Below are 17,132 nucleotides of genomic sequence, written 5' to 3'. Positions count from 1 at the left end.
CAGGGTTTATAAAGAATGCTCGCACGCCTCATTTCATATGAACTCCAGTATGGCTGCCGGAGGCAAACAGACTAATGATTAACCGGCGCAGCCAGGTTATCCCGGCATCCGATAGGAAACGGCTATGGCAATAAAGTCCCACCGAGATAGGTGGCAATTCGATGGGCAGACTCAGCAGCCGATAGCGCTGGTCGTGGTTTAGCTGCATGGCAATGGCACGCGGCAGAATCAATGCCAGATCAGTGTTGGCAACGATTTTCGGGGCAATCGTGAAGTTAGGCACTTTCAGAGCGATTTCGCGCGCAATGCCGGCCTTTCCGAATGCTGCATCGGCGGTTACGCCATGGCCGGTAATATTGCTCGAAACGTCAACATAGCGCAGGGCGAGTATGTCCTGAACGCTCAATTCATCTTCCTGAAAAGGATGGCCGTCGCGCAACAGACAAATGAATTCGTCGTCTAGCAAGTTTTCGTGGATGCACTCTTCACCAAGCTCTACCAGATAGCCTATCGCGATATCTATATCACCTTTGCGCAATGCCATAGCCAGTTGCTCTATAGGCATTTGACGCACATCCAGGCGTACTTTCGGCGCCTCGCGCGCTAGCACTTCCATCACCGTCGGTAGCACATAAAGTTGCGACATATCCGACATGGAGATGCGAAAAGTACGATCCGCTGTTTTCGGTTCAAAGTTCGAAAACATCATTAATGCGCTTTGAATAATAATCAGCGCATGTTCAATGGGGCCGTGCAGGCGAATAGCTGCGTCAGTCGGCTCCATCGACGTTGCTGTTCGTACGAACAGCGGATCGTCAAACACATCGCGTAGTCGACGCAGTGCGTGACTGACGGCGGGCTGGCTGAGGTGTAGGCGTTCGGCCGCGATTGTCAGGCTGCGGTATTCCCAAATAGCCACAAAAGTCCTGAGAAGATTCAGATCGATCGTGGCCATGTTGATGTGCGTCATTTATTTACCACGAGCCTTACGCGTGATGCTGGAAAAGACGCCGTCGCGGTATATCCAAGCATGTATCAGCGCTGCGCAAAGATGTCCTAACACAAGCAGAAACAGAACCCAGGCGAATAACCCATGTGCGGCCCGAAACCAAGCGTAAAGCGCGGAGCTGACAGGAGCAATGGGTGGAAGGTTCCAGCCCGCGAACATGGTGACAGGCCAATTTCCGGCAGAGAGCGTGGCCCAACCGAGCAGTGGCAGGCAGAGCATCAGCAAGTAGAGCAATAGATGCGAAACATGCGCCGCCATTGCCTGCCAGTACGGTACGCTGGCAGGCAATGGCGGCGTGGTGCTTAAAAGCCGATTGCCTAGACGCAGGATAGCCAAAAGAAGAATGGCGATTCCCAGAGGCCTATGAAGATCAATGAGCCAGGGACGCAGGCTCAGAGAAGACATCATGCCTACACCTATAAATAGCATAGCCAGGATAAGGACAGCCATGAGCCAATGGAGAAGCCGTGCCGCGAAGTTGAAACTTTGCACACCGGTGTGCTTCTGCTGGGTATGCATTATTTGATTTCCTTTTTGCCAACCGCGTCAGTGGCTTTACCAAAACCTATTTCTCGTAATCGGGCGTTATAGGACTGGGAGTAAATACCCGCACGGGCTGCAAGCACCGGATCGTCTGAAAGCGCTATTCCTGAAGGTACAAGCGTCGGGTCAAAGTTAATGTCACGACATGCCCCATGAGTTTGCTCTACCACCTGGTTGACCTCTAACGTCCCAGCGATTACCTCCTTGCGGTTGCTCGGCCATGGTTGAGAAGGGTCGTTCACCGGATCTCCCGCCTCGGCCAGTTGGAATACCAGATCCCAGTACAAGGGTGCTACACCCACACGCTGAGTTATTTCATCAAACAGGAAGTCATGACTGGCTTGCGCATGAGCCTCTTTGCTCAACATCTCTACCGCCGCATGAGGGCGCATGGACCAGCGCACAGGTTGACGCTTTCCATCCGCTGCAATGAGTACGAAGGCGTTGATGGAATTATATTCGGTTCCTGCAAAACTGGCCGGCCAAGTCGCGTTCGCCTCTCGCTCTACAGACTTGCGAGCCTCTGGATATTTTTGAAAAAACGCGGCCACCTTGTCCGGGGCTGGTTGTCCAGTGGCAGCCACCGGTTCAAAGGCCTCGACCTGCGCCAGGAAACCCTCGGCATCCCGAGTCGCGAAGTAGGGTTCGTTGTTGAGCTTCATTCGCCACTGTGACTTGTCGTCGCCTACCAGCATGAGTGCCATGCTGACGGTCGCCGTCGAATTGTCCGCCGCATGCGGGTCCACGGTGCCGATTGAAAAACGCCCGACGGCTGGGATGTTGGCCGGTAGAAAAATACGTGAGGTCGACAGAGGGACGGCCTCGCCGCTCGCATGAAAAGTCCCACTGAAACACATACCCTTACCGTGGGCCCGTCGATAGCCTGGTGGAAAATTATCCAGGGAGTCACCCAGAAACTCTTTTGTGGTAACGCCGGTGCCTAAGAATCCTCCTGCCCAGGCAAAAGCCAGCACAAGAGCAGTCGCGATACTGAATATGCCCAACAACGGCACTCGATATTTCCATAAACCCTGAAGGTTATTCTTAAGCATAAAATTCTCAGCTGCACGTTGTCAGGCAGCGCTGGATTGAAACTGCCGAATGGCTAGCGCCAACACTAACCGGCGCAAAGCAGTAGTCATGTGTAAGACAGGGGGATTTGAACCGCCGATACGGCAAGAAAAAATCCCGGTGGGCTCAATGGGTTTGCTTGAGCGGCAACGCATGACAATCCCTGCGCCATAGCCTGTGTGTCATCACATTGCTGAGGACGGCCAAGGCAAATGACGCCGGCGATGCACCGCTTTTGACGTTATATGTCCAGCACCAATCGTGGAGACTTTGATCGTGAACAGCATACCAATATCGTATCGTTCGCCGCTTTTTCATCAGCAGTGAGATACACATCGCGATGGTCTGGTTCACCCTCTAAAACATCACAGAGGCATGTGCCACAAACACCCTGCTCGCAGGATATTTCGATATCAATACCTACTTCAGCCAGTGCTTGATAAATGGTCTGCCCGGTCATGACATTGACGGTTTTACCGCTGCGCGCCGCCACAACCTCAAAACCAGACCCATTGGTATCAATGTCGGCCTGAAAGTATTCGCGGTGAATGTGTGCATCAGGGTAGCCGAGTTCGAGAGCATTATTGATAACCCACTTCATAAAACCTCCCGGTCCACATGTATAGATGTGAGCCGTGTCCTGGCTGCCTCCTAATACGCGTTTGAGGTCCAGTTGGCTTTCAGGTTCATCGTCGAAGTGCAGCTGGACAGCTTGGGAAAATCCGGAGAGCTCCAACTCTTCAAGAAACGCACTTCGGCTACGTGAGCGTGCGCAATAATGCATCTCAAACGCCTTTCCCCTGGCTTCAAGCGCATAGGCCATGGCCAGCATCGGTGTGATGCCAATACCCCCTCCGAGCAGGATTGAACGTTCGGCATTCAAGTCCAGCGGGAAATGGTTACGAGGCAGGCTTATGTTTACCTTTACGCCTTCAAGTAATTCCTGATGGACTGCAATGGACCCACCCCTGGATTGAGGATCTCTCAATACCCCAAGGCGATAAATGCCTGCGTCAGCGGGATCGCCGCACAACGAATATTGGCGGATCACATTTGAGGGTAGGTGCACATCAATATGGGCACCGGCCTCAAAGGTCGGTAAATTGCCGCGGTCTGCCCGCGCCAGCTCGATGACGACCACATCATCACCTTGCAGCACTCGTTTAAGCACGACTACGTTTAGGAGTTCATTCATCGGGTAATACCTGTACGCACGCGGGAAGACAATTCATATTGATGGTTTAAAAAAGCTCGCCAATCTTCATTCAGACTGATCAAAAACACGCATAACACCGGCCTTGAGTGACGTGTGAGCGAGTAAGCCTTCTTCACCCAATTCATGACCTGCGCCTGAATCCTTCATGCCGCCGAAGGGGAGACTGAGATCCAGCACATTGTGGTTATTGATCCAGATAGTGCCTGCCTTCACGCCGCCGAAGAAGCTCGTGATCCGATCAACGTTTTTGGTCCAGATACTGGCCCCCAAACCAAATGAGGTCGCATTGGCGCGCTGGATAACCTCACGGTCGTCCTTGAAGGAAAAGGCTGTTAGCACCGGCCCAAAAATCTCCTTTTGGGATGTGATGCTGTTGTTTGTAAGGTCGGTCAAAATGGTAGGCTGAATATAAGCGCCAGGGCTGTTGATCGTTTCGCCCCCACACAGTAATTCTGCACCGGACTCAAGGCCCTGGTGGATCATGCTCATCACCTTGTCGCGGTGGGCGTGATGAACGAGTGGACCCATCTGCGAACTTAAATCCAGACCCGGGCCAATTTTGATGGTCCGTGCGATTTCAGCGACTCCCGCAGTGACTTCGGCGTAGTGGCGTTCGTGGACGTACAGCCGAGAACCTGCGCAGCAGTTTTGACCATGATTGCCGAAAATAGCCCAGGCAGCGCCGGGAATAGCGATGTTCAGATCGGCATCTTCGGCGATGACGACCGGTGACTTACCGCCGAGTTCAAGCGTGTATTTTTTCATCAGGGGCGCTGCTATTGCGGCGATTCGTTTCCCTGTCTCAGTCGAGCCTGTAAAACTTATCTTGTCCACGCCAGGGTGCTCAACAAGCGCCGCACCTACTTCATGACCTAGGCCGGTAATGACATTGACAACTCCAGGTGGAATGCCAGCTTCATTACACAGCTCCGCCAGGCGCAAAGTAGTGAAAGGGGTTTGCTCAGCGGGCTTGAGAACAACAGTGCACCCCGTTGCAAGAACAGGTGCCAATTTCCAGACCGCTTGGCAAAGCGGAACGTTCCACGGGGTAATTGCTGCGACGACACCCAGTGGCGATCGTTTTGTGAAACCAAAGAATTTTTGATCCGGCAGGTAAGGAACGGACAGATCCAGGGTTTTTCCAGAGATTTTGGTGGACCACCCGGCCATATAACGCAGCGTATAAACCGACAGGTCCGCATCGAATGCGCGAGTGTTTCGAATAAGGCGGCCACTGCTGAGCGTCTCGAGTTCAGAAAGCTCCTGAGCATTTTCCGCAATCAGATCAGCGAGCCGCAGCATCAAAGCTTCACGTTGATAGGGTCTCATTCTGGACCAGGCGCTGTCTTCAAATGCCTTGCGTGCAGCGGCCACTGCCAGGTCGACGTCAAATTGGTCTGCCTGTGCGATTTGACCTAATTCAAGACCGTTACTAGGATCGGCGATAGAAAAGTATTTTTCTGAATGCGGGTCCCTGAACTCACCATTAATGAAGATTTGGGTACGTTTGCCTATCTTGGATTTAGCCCCAGCGGTGAGGTGTTCGTAGTTATTTGCCAATGTCATGATCGAATGCCCATTGTTATTGTTTCAGGGGCCGCTATCGTACTAGCGGAATATAAAGGAAATTAATATCCCGCACCGTCACGAGTTGGACAATGACAGCAGAGGTACCTATTGTTGCCCTTGCTGCAACAAAGGCGAATCATCCAGGTGGTGCGTCCAATGTCTCACTTGCGTTTAGGGCGGATTGGTTTTTGCTGATCGTGCCCTAGGTCGTGGACCACGACTGCACTAAGCTGAGACGATGACGATATCGGGTAAAACAGTAGTGCATCTGACCGGGCAGGTATATCTAGCCTGTATGGAATACAAGCAAGTATGGTCTTTAAGGCGAATTAAGAGTGTTGTATAATTTCTGCAATTTTTAGGTAAAAAGGAAATTCTCAATGAGGGTTGCTAAAAACAATCAAAAGACTGAAGAGAAACGTACGGCTATTTTGGTCGAGGCAAGGATGGTATTTCTCGACTCGGGAAATGCTGGATTCAGTATGAGAAGCGTGGCTAAAAAAGTCGATATGTCGCTGAGTCATCTTCAATATTTTTTTCCGACCAAAGATCAACTATTTTTGGAGATGGTCAGGTATACCGTAAATGACTATCTGAAAAATTATAAACTCATCATGATGGAGTCCTATAATAGTCCCGAACAACAGATGTGTGCTGTGTTGGATTATTTGTTTAGCGATCTCATGCGACTGGATGTTACAGCTATCTTCGTCGAGCTCTGGGGGATGGCACTCCGGGATGTAGAGGCGCGCCTTTTTCAGCGTAAACTGTACAGAGTCAATAGGCGAAAATTTTCGACAATCCTTACCAGGGTTTACCCTGATGCATCGCGTGAGACCATCAAGCGGGTCGCAACCCAGGTGCTGTTACACATCGATGGCATTATGGTGCTTTACATGGTGGATTGGCCGGATGCGCAGAATTATGAGCGAATAGTTCAAGACGCTAAATCCATCATATGGAGAATCATGGAAAACATCGCTCAGAAAAAAGAGGCTAGTCAACTGCCGTAGCTATGGCATTTTTCCGAACCAAGAAAATCTTATTGGGATTTCTGCTGGTGCAGTCACGGATGCGCCGAATCTGTGCGTTTATCGCCATTGCCAAGTAATGCACCAAATCACGCGAAAGAGGGGACAGCTTCCTGGATTGGCGCGAAATAATTTGTACTTGTGTTACATTCAATGCGTGATAATCGATAGGAATAGCTTTTAATGTACCGTTGCATAACTCATCAATGACGGGAAAGTCACTGAGTATTGTCGAGGCTATGCCATTGCGCGTGAGGTCCAACATTATCTTCAGTGAGTTTGAAGTAATGTAAGGCTGGAAGTGAGCGCTGCTTTCACTTTGCAACTGATCAATAATTCCTCTGATCCGGTACTCAGGCGGGGGTAGAACAATATCTTCCTCAGCCAGGTCTTGAAGACTGAGTATCGATCTGCCCGCCAGCGGATGGTCGGGGTGGACAATAGCTCTCATGGGTTGATCGAAAGAATGGAGCCTATTGATGTTGGTGGTCTTGGTCGGGGAAAACACCAATCCTATGTCTGCTTCGTCTTCAGCGACCATTCGCTCAACTTCGTGAGAGGGCGCAATCAACAGCTCAGTGTGCGATTGTCGGTTAGCTTTGAAAAATTGATAAAGCTCACCTATGGCCTGAGTACTGAGTAATCCTTCGCCCACCGCAATGCTGGTTCTATTTAAATATCCTTCTTTGAGTTGGCCAAGTTTTTTCAAAAGTTGATTGTGATGACCCATACGCTCAACATAATAATCAACTGCAGCCTGACCAGCGGCGGTCAGGCAGATCCTGTGAGTACCTTCTTGTATGAGCTGAATACCTAGATCGGACTCCAGTTTCGCAATCTGTCGACTGATGGAGGAGACGGCGAGCTCCAGCTCTTCGGCCGCCGCGCGCATGGTTCCCAGTCTGGAGCTCAAATACAGATACTTGAAGCGTTGATCTTGAAGCTCAGTTTGGGAATTCATCATGGGTGCCTCGCACGGTTCGCATCATCAAGTTTTTTATTATGCTGACGAATCTATGCTAGTGAATGCCGGGAAGCAATACTGCGGGCTAGTTTTTTTGGTCAGTGACCTACAATACTTTTATAGCTTTTTGATCTAAGGGGCGTTTCTGTCTGCGCCGAAATTTGCGGTTCCAGGTTGCACGTTTAACGTTCTATGGAGCTCTTGATTGCGGAGGTACCCCTGATTTCCTGGCTTGATCAGCTGTGCTGGCGCTTGAGGTGATACGGTGCGGGATTAACTATGGGTGTGTCGCCAGTGACGAGATCAGCGACCAGTTGTCCGGCTGCTGGAGAGGTGCCAAAACCATGCCCTGAGAATCCGGAAGCAAGCGTCAAGCCCGGGATTTTATCCACGGGGGATATCACTGGGAGGCCGTCCGGCGTTACATCGATCATGCCAGCCCATTCGAGCTCTATGGTGGCTTTTTTAAAAGCGGGCCAAGCTTCAGTGAGATTGCGTAATGCAGCCCGATTCAGTCCGTGATTGACCTTTGGGTCTATTGTCCGTCTCTGCTCGAAAGCAGAGGTACCTTGGTCAGAATTGCGTCGCGACAGGGCCAGTTCTGTCATGAAATCTCGTCCCAGGGAAAGATTCATGTTTTTCCATTGGGAACGCAGTGTGGAAAAGTAGTGATGCCCGATCAGCAAGCTGTCAGGTACGATCGGCACCATGAAAGCTCCCCGGTTCGTGATGATGTATCCGCCGTCCTGGTGTTTGCGAAAAGAGATATCTGGAGTGCCTACTGCGACTTCAGTCATGCCCTCTATCGTCAGAGGAGCCGTTCGAAGGACTGAGGCGACTACCGGTAACGTCAACAGGGGAACACCGCAGGTAGCCAGGAAGCGTCTTGACCACATGCCGCCGGAAAGGATTACGTTATCGCAACGCACTTCCCCCCGCTCGGTTACAACACCGCTTACTCTGCCTGCCGACATGGATAGCGTTCGCACCGCGCAGTTCTCCACGATGATAACGCCTTTAGCGATAGCCGCCCGTGCGATGGCACTGCTGGCAAGAGTAGGTTCTGCTCGGCCATCAGAGGCTGTGTAAATTCCGCCTGCCCAATCGACGGTGCACCCTGGAGAAATATCAACGATTTCTCTCGCCGTGACCAGGCGTGAGTCGAGCGAGGCATCAGCGACTGAGTTCAACCATTCTTGATGTGAAGCCATTTCCCCGGCTGAGCTGGCGGTATACAAAATACCCGTCTGTCTGTAGCCAACATCGGCATTGAGCCGTTGTGCCATGGTGCTCCATAGTTTTTCTGCGGCGATTGAAAGAGGGAGGTCCAGTTTGGCCCGCCCCATTTTCCTGATCCACCCCAGATTTCGCGAGGATTGTTCGCCAGCAATTCGGCCCTTTTCAAGTACTGTGACGGGGATGCCACGTTCTGCCAGCGACAATGCCGCAGTGAGTCCGATAATGCCCCCTCCGATCACCACCACTGTCGTGGCGGCAGGAAGAACGACAGAAGTCTGAACGGGAGAGATAGAGGGGGCCAAGTTTCTTGTCCTTGATACTGTATACGTTATCGAAAGTGCACTGAATCGCTACGCCCTGAGGCTGCTAAGTGTCACGTATTGTTATGAGTAATCGTGATTTCTTTGACATTGGCCTTTGAGACCCCGCGATAGGCGGTGACTTCAATTTCAACTTTGTATATCTCAGATCCCAGAGGAGGGCTGGTCAGCGTCAGCGTTGGATTAATACCGCGCATTTTTTCTGCGTAGGTGGCCATTACGATATCTATGTCCTTCGCAAACGGTATGAACACGCGCGCGGCAACGATATCGCCAAGCGAAGCGTCAACGGCCGAAAGGGCATGTTCTATATTGGCCAAGACTTGAAGGGTCTGCTCAGCCGGGTCTTCGGGCATTTCCTTTGTGGCGGGATTGCGGCCGGCGGTATTGGATACGAAAATCAGATCGCCGACGGCGATGAGGCGCGAATAGCTACCCAGCTCCTCAAACTTGGATCCGGTTTTAACTTTAATAACGTCGATAACTTCTTTCATGTGGAGTGTCCGGTATTCAATGAAAACTCAGAAGGCGCGGTGGCCGTGCGGGATCAACTTAGCGTTGGGGTTTCCCAGAGATTAAGTTTGACGCCTATGCCTTTTTCGCAGGCATTGCGATAAATCACGGTGCCCCACGCAACGTCTTCTACCGGCATACCGCCGACGGACATGATGATGATTTCATCGTCGTTTTTGCGGCCAGGTGCTTCACCGACAACAATCTTGCCCAGATCCTCGAGCTGGTCAGGTGACATTTTTCCTTCGTCTATCAGATCCAGGAATTGGATGCCCACTACTGGCACGATGTTGTGCACTGGCTTGGGATTTTCTTCATGCCATGCCTGGTAGAGAGAAGGATTGTCCAGAACCTTGCGGATGTCGGGTGACTGCATGCCTTCATCGATACTCGTCAAGGCGGGCATGGACAGAAACGTACCAGGGCTTAACCATTCACGCTTCACCACAGGATAGGCAGAGGCATCGCCAATTGCTCCGGAATTGCAGAATGTGACGATGTCACAGTCGCGTACCACAGCTTCGTTGGTGTCAACCACATGAATGTTGACAATCTGCGGAAAAGTCTCACGAACCCACGATGTAAACGCATCGATATTTTTTTGGCCGCGTCCTTTGACTTTAACTGTGTCAATCTCAGGACATTCGGCAACGAATGCCGAAAGTGAGGTCTTCGCCATCACACCTGGACCCAGGATGCCAACCACCTTCGAATTCTTTTTGGCCAGATGGCGGGCGCCTACGCCAGGCACGGCGCCTGTTCGATAAGCAGAAAGAAGATTCGCTGACATGATTGCCAGAGGAGCGCCCGTATCGGCATCGTTGAGTACGAACAGAAGGATGGAGCGAGGGAGGCCCTTCTCTCTATTCGCGATGTTGGATCCGTACCATTTCATCCCGGCTGTTCGAAATTGACCGCCAAGGTACGCAGGCATCGCCATGAAGCGTCGATCGGGGGTAGGTTTGGGCATGTCCGGAAAAGGTGAGTCTTCGGGAAATACCACCACAGATCCGTGGGAGTTGTTATTGGGACCTGCCATCCTGTAGTCGCCGTGGTACATCAGGGAAAACATTTCTTCCATCGTGTCAACGCAGGCTGCCATATTGGTGACGCCCGCCTGAATCATGTCCGGTTCGGAGAGGTAAATGAAATCAATATTTGGTAAGTTGTGCATAGTCGTTGATGCTCATTTTGAAATACTGCTCTTGCCGCTGATACGAACCTTTCTCAGCGGGGACGTGATCTGACCGGTTGCGCTCTAACCTTCAACGCCGTTGTCATTCTGAATCGAACGGTCCAAATCGCAGGGCCTTCGAATAATCGGGTGAGCCATGACGGTTATGCGCTTTTTTCGGCGCTTAACTGCTCCAAATCAGCCTTGGAGCATTCGGCATGAGTTCTGGCGCTCAAGCTAAACTAGGTAACAGACCACGCTTATCCTACAGTTCGTTTTTTTGAACTCGATGACATTCGAGGCGACACTTGTTGTGGTAATGACAACGCTTGCGCTAGCAGGGTATAGCGGCTATTCCGGTCAAGCACCGATCAACATCATTGCCTAAAAAGCAACATGATCCCTGGTTGCTGTGATTGTGGCCCGATTTCTATGTCAGTAATTTCCTTGTCTTGTTTTTGCAGATTCGACAGGAGCCTTTTCATGATTTCCCCCATTTCTGACATTTCCCTGCTGGAAGAGCGTATTCGGGTACTTGAGGCCGAATCTGCGGTTCGCCATTTACTGAATCGGTATATGTTTTTGTGCGACGTTCCCGGGCCTGAAACACGTGAAAGCGAGCTGGGCCAATTGTTCTGCCAGGACGCAGTTTGGCAGGGGGTCGGTTCTCGGTATGCCCTTAAGTTTGGTCGTGTAGGCGGACGCAAAGCGATAGTGGCGATGCTCATGAGTTACCTGCCGCCGGCTCCACACTTTCTGTCAAATATGCACTTTCTTTCCGGTGAGCAGATATCTGTCGATGGTTTTCAAGCCAAAGGCCGATGGATAATGCAGCAACTCAGTCGCTACGAGTCTGGCCAATCAGGATCAATTGTCGCCGCCCTCAGCGTGGAATTTCTCTGGGAGGCAGACGCCTGGCGCATCTCCTCTTTTTCAACTGAACGCGTTGATGCCTTTCGTCTCGAGAATGTCCAGGGGGCGTCACTGTGAGCCCGCTGGTCATTGAAGGTTGCATCGGGGGGCCAGGTCGGACGGTCGCCATCAAGGATTCTTTGGATGTGGCAGGTTGGCCAACACGGTGTGGGAGTCGTGCTTTCGAACACGCCCCGCCAGCCCAAAACCATGCAACTGTTGTGAAGGCGCTTCTCGACGATGGTTGGCAAATCATTGGCAAGACTGTGCTGCATGAGCTGGCTTTCGGTGTGACCGGTATCAACGAGTGGGCTGGAACGCCAGTTAATCCACAGGCACCAGATCGGATACCTGGTGGCTCTTCCAGTGGCTCAGCGGTCATCGTTGCTCAGGGAAATGTGGATGTGGCATTGGGTACTGATACAGGAGGTTCTGTGCGCATGCCGGCTGCTTGCTGTGGGGTCTTGGGTCTCAAGCCATCGTTCGGTCGTTTGAGTCGTCACGGTGTGTATCCGGCCTCCAGTTCTCTTGATGTTGTAGGACCCATGGCTCGTGATCTCGAGACGCTCGTGGCCGCGATGACTTCAATGGACTCAACTTTCTCGGCGCATAAGCCTCTCGGGAAATTTCGGGTAGGTTTAGTCAATGTCTCTTGCGATCCTGCGATTGAGCAAGCCATACGGAACGAGATGAATCGTCGCGGCTGGGCCTGGGAAGTCGTCACGCTGCCGCTTCTTGATCAGGCATTCGAAGCTGCATTGACCGTCATTAATGCTGAAACGTGGGCTGCTTATAGTCATTACACCGGCCAGGCTTTACTGGGTGCCGATATTGAGGCGAGGTTACTGCGTGCGGCCGACACTGATTCCGTGGCCGTACAAGCAGCGAATGCGGTGCGCATGGCATTCAGCGAACAGGTAGACCATTTGCTGGAACGCTTCGATACACTCGTCCTTCCGAGTTTGCCTCGTCTGCCACCGCTATTGGTCGATGTGTGCAAGGGTGAATCGGTGATCGATCTGACGCGCTTCCTCAGGCCGTTCAACTTGAGCGGGCACCCTGCATTGAGTGTGCCAATTCCCTATCCGGGTTCCTCCATTAAAACCGGCCTGCAACTCATCGGAGCAAAGGGTGACGATGCACGTCTGTGTGCCATTGCTGGTGCGTTCCTTTGAATAAATCAGCGTTCGTCATCGAGCGCAGCAAGCACGCGGGTCAGGCGGTGCAATCAGCAGGCGGTGCAAGCAAAAAGTGACTCAGTTCCTTCTCGGGCGACCAAGGACCTGATCAGGGATGTCACCCAAAAGGTTGCAGCGTTGCAATCTGTACAACGAATGTCGCTTACGGTGTCATCGTTTCCGCGGCGAAGTACTGCAAGGATACCGGTAGGCCGTACACCGCTATGAAGCCGGCGACATGTGATGCGCAATCTACATCGCGCCGACAATTAGAAGGATACGCTTGAACCAGATTCAATCCGATTGCCACGGCCAGGAATATACACTGCACATTGATGCCTCATTGAATAGGCGTCATGAATCGTGTCATCGAAGACAAGTTCCTGAGTACCCGCCTTTTGGCAAGATAAGCGTTTGGTGAACTTGGCAACGAGTGGAGAGCGATATAAAGAATAGCCAGGCTGCGGTTTTCAGGGGCAGCGCGCAGGTATTGCTTGCGCTTGAGGAGCGCTCGCGTTGGTCCGCAAGGATGCTGCTGCATCGATTTATTTCCGTTATTCATAAAATAATTAGAGTGGAGAATTGGGATGACAGAGCTATCCGAGCCCCTATCTGCAGATGTGCCTGCAGGCGGCCAGCAATTAGAAGGTAATCTAAGTGCTTATAAAATCGCGTTATTGGTGATTGCAGCCGCAGGACCGTTAGGGGCGGTTCTCACCGCAGCCCCTATTGCTTTTGAGCACGGTAATGGCGCTGGCCTTGCCGGAGCATTCCTGCTGGCAGGAATTCTGATGATTTTTTTCTCGATAGGGTATGGCGAATTAATCCGGGCGATCCCGGGGGCCGGCGCATTTTACAAATACCTCACGGTGATCTTTGGACGGGGCGTAGGAGCGGGGGCGGCATGGGTTGCCTTAGCCTCTTATCTGGCGATTACCACGGCGATTGCTGTGGCGTCCGGGTATTACACGAATATGACCCTGCAAGGGTTTGGTATTGATATCGGCTGGGCAGCATGGACCGTCTTATATGTGGGGGCGATCTGTTACCTGGGTCGGGCGAATATTGATTTTGCCGCAAAGATCCTCGTGCCTTTGGTGCTTGCAGAGTTCTTTGTGCTTTTTCTACTGGGTATTTCCATATTCTTGGATAAAGGTCTTAACGCCTTCCCGGTTCAAGCCATCTCGGTAGACGCAATAATGTTGCCGGGGCTGGGGGTTGGGCTCATGGTGGCGCTGGCATCATTCCTCGGTGTCGAGTCCGCCGCGCTTTATGCGATGGAAGCCAGGAAGCCAGCAAAAACCATTCCGCATGCCACTCGTTTGGCGGTCGTTTTGGTAGGCGTCGCCTACTTGATCATTATCTGGCTGATCATCGGTGAGGTTGGGTTTGACTCCATCAAGGACGAGGCAGCAATAGCGAAGGGCGGGTTGGTCATTAATCTGTTCACGACTCGTCTGGGTAGCACGATGGCGACGATTGTTTCCCTCATGCTCTGCACCAGCAACTTTTGCTGTTTGTTGTCACTGCATAATGCTGCGACGCGCTATGTTCAAGTTTTGGCCAAAGACAGACACTTGCCGAATGTGCTTTCACATGTTCATGAAACGAAAAAATCTCCAGCCAATGCTAGTCTTCTTGTAACCGTGCTCGTTGCGCTGACCATTATCGTCTCTTCCTCCCTGGGCTATGACGCCTTTGTATTTTTGTTTCCCGTAACGGTGGCATTGTCGACGCTTGGATTGATAGGGCTTCAGACATTTGTCACATTGGGGGTCGTCGTTCACTTCAAAAAAGCCAACGATAAACGGTATTTTAAAACATTACTCTGCCCACTCATCGCACTGGCGGGTCTTAGTACTGCCGTTTATCTTATCTACGATAATTACGGCATGCTAACGGGCAGTGAATCTGCCTGGGTCAATGGCACTCCATTACTTCTGGTTGTCTTGTTTCTCTACGGGATAATCAAGGGGCGCTTCAGGAAAGCTGACTCCTCCGGGATCAAATGATATAGGCCTTACCTAAACCGCCGTTAAGCTTGATCCAGGTGGGCTTACGCTTGTTGTCTTTAAAACAATAAACCTCTCGCGGTCGGCGGTTGATGAGCTGTGGGTGCGGGCTTAAGGTTATTTAAAAATGACTCTCGTCACATTGCGATAGAAAGGTAATTAATTGTGAGCGATTTAATTAACGTTGTCGGGTTTGATATGGAGCCCGCAAGCTTGGTCAAGCACGACCGCGTGCACACCTCGTTGTACACCGACGCCAAGCTGTTTGACATGGAACTGGAAAAGATTTTCTACAGTACCTGGGTCTGGGTCGCGCACGTCAGCGAGATCCCGGAGGCGGGCAGCTACAAAAGCACCTACATCGGCAAGCAGCCGGTGATCGTGGTGCGCGACCGCAAGAAACAGGTCCATGTGCACCTCAACCGCTGCCGCCATCGCGGCGCTACGGTATGCGAACACAAGAAGGGCAAGACCAACAGCTTTGTCTGCCCATATCACGGCTGGAGTTACGCGCTGGATGGTTCACTGCGTGGTGTGCCGAGCCCTGAAAGCTACGGTGATTGCCTGGATAAGGGCGAGCTGCCTCTGGTCAGCCTGCGTGTTGAAGAATACGCGGGCATGCTGTTTGCCACGCTCAAGGATGACATCGAACCACTGGTCGACTTCCTCGGGCCTGCCAAGAAATGGATCGACCTTTTCATGAAGCAGGGCGCCGGTTACCCGATCAAGGTCCCAGGCGAGCACCGTTTTCGCTTTCCGGGCAACTGGAAAATCCAGCTGGAAAATACCACAGACGCTTACCACTTCCCTCTGGTGCACAAGTCATTCCTGGCATCGGTTGATGAGCAAACCCTCAAACTGTTCGACTTCGTTGAAGGGCCGGGTTACGTCGAAGACCTTGGTAACGGGCACAGCGTAATGGTGATGATCCCCGACCTGGTGGATCTTGAAGCCGATCTCGACAAACCGATTCCGGAGCGCTTCGAGGAGCTTGCTGCGCAATTGCGCGAAGACGGTATCGAAGAGCAGCAAGTGCGCCGTATTGTTCGTGCTGTCGGTGGCTCGGGTTTCAATCTTAACCTGTTCCCCAACGTTGCCTGTTCCATGGCGTTTTTCCGCGCGCTGCAACCGATATCGGTGACAGAAACAGAAATTCATCACTCGGTAATCACCATGGACGGCGGCCCTGCTATAGCCAACCGCTACCGCCTGCGTTTGCATGAGCACTTCCAGGGTCCGATGGGCTTTGGTACTCCGGACGATTCCGAAGCCTGGGAGCGTGTGCAGAAAGGCGCCAGTGCTGGCGAAGACCTGTGGATCATGTTGAACCGTGGCCTGCCGGGTGAGAAACCGACCGAAGACGGGCTGGTCAGCGACGTAAGCGCCGAGACCGGCATGCGCGCTGCTTACCAGCAGTGGAAAAAGATGATGACGGCAGAGACTAAGTAAATGAACCTGCAATTACTGAACCAAGTCACCGCTTTTATCTGGGCTGAAGGCGACATGCTCGACCATGGCGAATTCGACACCTGGTTGAGCCTGTGGAACGAAAAGGGTACTTACATTATCCCGATCAATCCCAAGGAAGAAGACTTCGAAAACACCCTCAACTACGCCTATGACAATCATCACATGCGTCAGTTACGAATCCAGCGTCTGACCGGAGGTGATTCGATTTCCACCAGCCCGCAGCCGCGTACCGTGCGCACCCTGTCACGTTTTCGTGTGCTGTTCGAAAGCGATGAAAAAGTGACGGTCCGTTGCGCGCAAAACGTGCGCGAGTTCCGTAAGGACTCGCTCAAACATTACAGCGCGGACATCGTCTACGAGCTTGAACGCGTCAGTGACACTTTCAAGATTCAGCGTAAGTTGATTCGTTTGATCAACGCTGACGACGCGCTCGCTGGGATAGGTTATATACTTTAAGTTAACAGTTCGGGTGCCGAAGACGAGGAGTGTCCGAACTGTTTCTGCCGACTATAACAGTGGTGCCTTCTGACACTCGCCAAGCGTTTTGATCGGAAGGCACTTTGTCGGGGTTGAACAGGGTCTACTGAGGGTGTCGGTTATAGATTTAAATATCAGTCTCTGTAGAGGCGGGTGTTTTCTGTCGGGTCAGCATACTCAAATTTTTAGCCCTTCTTATACGTGGCGCAGGCTCTACAGAAAAAGCACGTCAGACTCGATTGTTGTACAGATAATAATGCTCATGTTAGGCCTGCTAGAGAGGTATTCAAGCAAGATATCGCGAGGAGGTGAAGATTTAAAAAAACGCAACAGATGTTTAAAGCATAGACTGCGCAACTATTAATCGGTAGCTCGCATTGACTACCCCAACGACTGCAGAATCCTGGCGGCATTTAAATGCAGGTGAGGAATAG

At 51.9% G+C, this 17,132-nt stretch carries 15 protein-coding genes; 6 read left to right on the top strand and 9 right to left on the bottom strand.

Annotated elements, in window-relative coordinates; translation table 11 throughout:
- Window positions 1-28: 28 nt before the first annotated feature.
- From H045_RS08950 to H045_RS08930, 5 genes are all read right to left on the bottom strand, one after another.
- Entirely contained in the window at window positions 29-970 is a 942-nt protein-coding gene (locus H045_RS08950) for a LysR family transcriptional regulator (RefSeq protein ID WP_015372134.1), read from the bottom strand.
- Window positions 971-1,528: a cytochrome b gene (locus tag H045_RS08945; protein ID WP_003232751.1), complete on the bottom strand. Its 558-nt coding sequence runs from the start codon at window positions 1,526-1,528 to the stop codon at window positions 971-973.
- The gene (locus tag H045_RS08940) at window positions 1,528-2,604 is read right to left on the bottom strand and encodes a catalase family peroxidase (protein ID WP_041931476.1); all 1,077 of its coding nucleotides are present in this window, start codon (window positions 2,602-2,604) and stop codon (window positions 1,528-1,530) included. The genes H045_RS08945 and H045_RS08940 overlap by 1 nt, the downstream gene beginning before the upstream one ends.
- Before the next feature lie 260 nt (window positions 2,605-2,864).
- Window positions 2,865-3,818, bottom strand: coding sequence for a PDR/VanB family oxidoreductase (locus H045_RS08935; RefSeq protein ID WP_015372132.1), 954 nt, complete (start codon window positions 3,816-3,818; stop codon window positions 2,865-2,867).
- Window positions 3,819-3,884: 66 nt separating this feature from the next.
- Window positions 3,885-5,405 (bottom strand): aldehyde dehydrogenase family protein, encoded by a 1,521-nt coding sequence (locus H045_RS08930; protein WP_015372131.1) that lies wholly within the window; start codon window positions 5,403-5,405, stop codon window positions 3,885-3,887.
- 383 nt (window positions 5,406-5,788) lie between these two features.
- Here H045_RS08930 and H045_RS08925 point away from each other — a divergent pair, with 383 nt between their 5' ends.
- Complete coding sequence (locus H045_RS08925) at window positions 5,789-6,421, top strand: TetR/AcrR family transcriptional regulator (protein ID WP_015372130.1); 633 nt, start codon at window positions 5,789-5,791, stop codon at window positions 6,419-6,421.
- Here the strand turns inward: H045_RS08925 and H045_RS08920 are convergent.
- From H045_RS08920 to H045_RS08905, 4 genes are all read right to left on the bottom strand, one after another.
- A complete protein-coding gene (locus tag H045_RS08920) occupies window positions 6,405-7,403 on the bottom strand; it encodes a LysR family transcriptional regulator (RefSeq protein ID WP_236277690.1) in 999 nt (332 codons plus the stop codon). The genes H045_RS08925 and H045_RS08920 overlap by 17 nt on opposite strands.
- Window positions 7,404-7,639: 236 nt before the next feature.
- Window positions 7,640-8,944: an NAD(P)/FAD-dependent oxidoreductase gene (locus H045_RS08915; protein WP_015372128.1), complete on the bottom strand. Its 1,305-nt coding sequence runs from the start codon at window positions 8,942-8,944 to the stop codon at window positions 7,640-7,642.
- Window positions 8,945-9,015: 71 nt separating this feature from the next.
- Window positions 9,016-9,456, bottom strand: a complete 441-nt coding sequence (locus tag H045_RS08910) for a Rid family hydrolase (RefSeq protein ID WP_003232737.1) — start codon at window positions 9,454-9,456, stop codon at window positions 9,016-9,018.
- A 53-nt stretch (window positions 9,457-9,509) separates the two neighbouring features.
- On the bottom strand, window positions 9,510-10,649 hold the full coding sequence (locus H045_RS08905; protein ID WP_015372127.1) for an ornithine cyclodeaminase family protein: 1,140 nt from the start codon (window positions 10,647-10,649) through the stop codon (window positions 9,510-9,512).
- 483 nt (window positions 10,650-11,132) lie between these two features.
- On the opposite strand from H045_RS08905, the gene H045_RS08900 reads away from it, so the two are divergent.
- The 5 genes from H045_RS08900 (at window position 11,133) to H045_RS08880 (ending at window position 16,677) form a co-directional block, all read left to right on the top strand.
- Window positions 11,133-11,639, top strand: a complete 507-nt coding sequence (locus tag H045_RS08900; RefSeq protein ID WP_015372126.1) for a nuclear transport factor 2 family protein — start codon at window positions 11,133-11,135, stop codon at window positions 11,637-11,639.
- Complete coding sequence (locus tag H045_RS08895) at window positions 11,636-12,736, top strand: amidase (protein ID WP_041931475.1); 1,101 nt, start codon at window positions 11,636-11,638, stop codon at window positions 12,734-12,736. The genes H045_RS08900 and H045_RS08895 overlap by 4 nt, the downstream gene beginning before the upstream one ends.
- 590 nt (window positions 12,737-13,326) lie before the next feature.
- Window positions 13,327-14,751, top strand: a complete 1,425-nt coding sequence (locus H045_RS08890; protein WP_015372124.1) for an APC family permease — start codon at window positions 13,327-13,329, stop codon at window positions 14,749-14,751.
- A 165-nt stretch (window positions 14,752-14,916) separates the two neighbouring features.
- Complete coding sequence (locus tag H045_RS08885; RefSeq protein ID WP_015372123.1) at window positions 14,917-16,200, top strand: aromatic ring-hydroxylating oxygenase subunit alpha; 1,284 nt, start codon at window positions 14,917-14,919, stop codon at window positions 16,198-16,200.
- The gene (locus H045_RS08880; RefSeq protein WP_015372122.1) at window positions 16,201-16,677 is read left to right on the top strand and encodes an aromatic-ring-hydroxylating dioxygenase subunit beta; all 477 of its coding nucleotides are present in this window, start codon (window positions 16,201-16,203) and stop codon (window positions 16,675-16,677) included.
- The last annotated feature ends 455 nt before the right edge of the window (window positions 16,678-17,132 follow it).

This window comes from Pseudomonas poae RE*1-1-14 (assembly GCF_000336465.1).
Taxonomy (GTDB): Bacteria; Pseudomonadota; Gammaproteobacteria; order Pseudomonadales; family Pseudomonadaceae; genus Aquipseudomonas; species Aquipseudomonas poae.
Note: the sequence above shows the minus strand (reverse complement) of the source record. Positions and strands in the feature narration are given on the sequence as shown.

Bases quoted from the DNA above. Each gene is read 5' to 3' on its own strand.
- H045_RS08905 (WP_015372127.1), bottom strand. From the start codon at position 10,649: ATGCACAACTTACCAAATATTGATTTCATTTACCTCTCCGAACCGGAC.
- H045_RS08950 (WP_015372134.1), bottom strand. From the start codon at position 970: ATGACGCACATCAACATGGCCACGATCGATCTGAATCTTCTCAGGACT.
- H045_RS08935 (WP_015372132.1), bottom strand. From the start codon at position 3,818: ATGAATGAACTCCTAAACGTAGTCGTGCTTAAACGAGTGCTGCAAGGT.
- H045_RS08920 (WP_236277690.1), bottom strand. From the start codon at position 7,403: ATGATGAATTCCCAAACTGAGCTTCAAGATCAACGCTTCAAGTATCTG.
- H045_RS08900 (WP_015372126.1), top strand. From the start codon at position 11,133: ATGATTTCCCCCATTTCTGACATTTCCCTGCTGGAAGAGCGTATTCGG.
- H045_RS08910 (WP_003232737.1), bottom strand. From the start codon at position 9,456: ATGAAAGAAGTTATCGACGTTATTAAAGTTAAAACCGGATCCAAGTTT.
- H045_RS08945 (WP_003232751.1), bottom strand. From the start codon at position 1,528: ATGCATACCCAGCAGAAGCACACCGGTGTGCAAAGTTTCAACTTCGCG.
- H045_RS08930 (WP_015372131.1), bottom strand. From the start codon at position 5,405: ATGACATTGGCAAATAACTACGAACACCTCACCGCTGGGGCTAAATCC.
- H045_RS08890 (WP_015372124.1), top strand. From the start codon at position 13,327: ATGACAGAGCTATCCGAGCCCCTATCTGCAGATGTGCCTGCAGGCGGC.
- H045_RS08940 (WP_041931476.1), bottom strand. From the start codon at position 2,604: ATGCTTAAGAATAACCTTCAGGGTTTATGGAAATATCGAGTGCCGTTG.
- H045_RS08925 (WP_015372130.1), top strand. From the start codon at position 5,789: ATGAGGGTTGCTAAAAACAATCAAAAGACTGAAGAGAAACGTACGGCT.
- H045_RS08880 (WP_015372122.1), top strand. From the start codon at position 16,201: ATGAACCTGCAATTACTGAACCAAGTCACCGCTTTTATCTGGGCTGAA.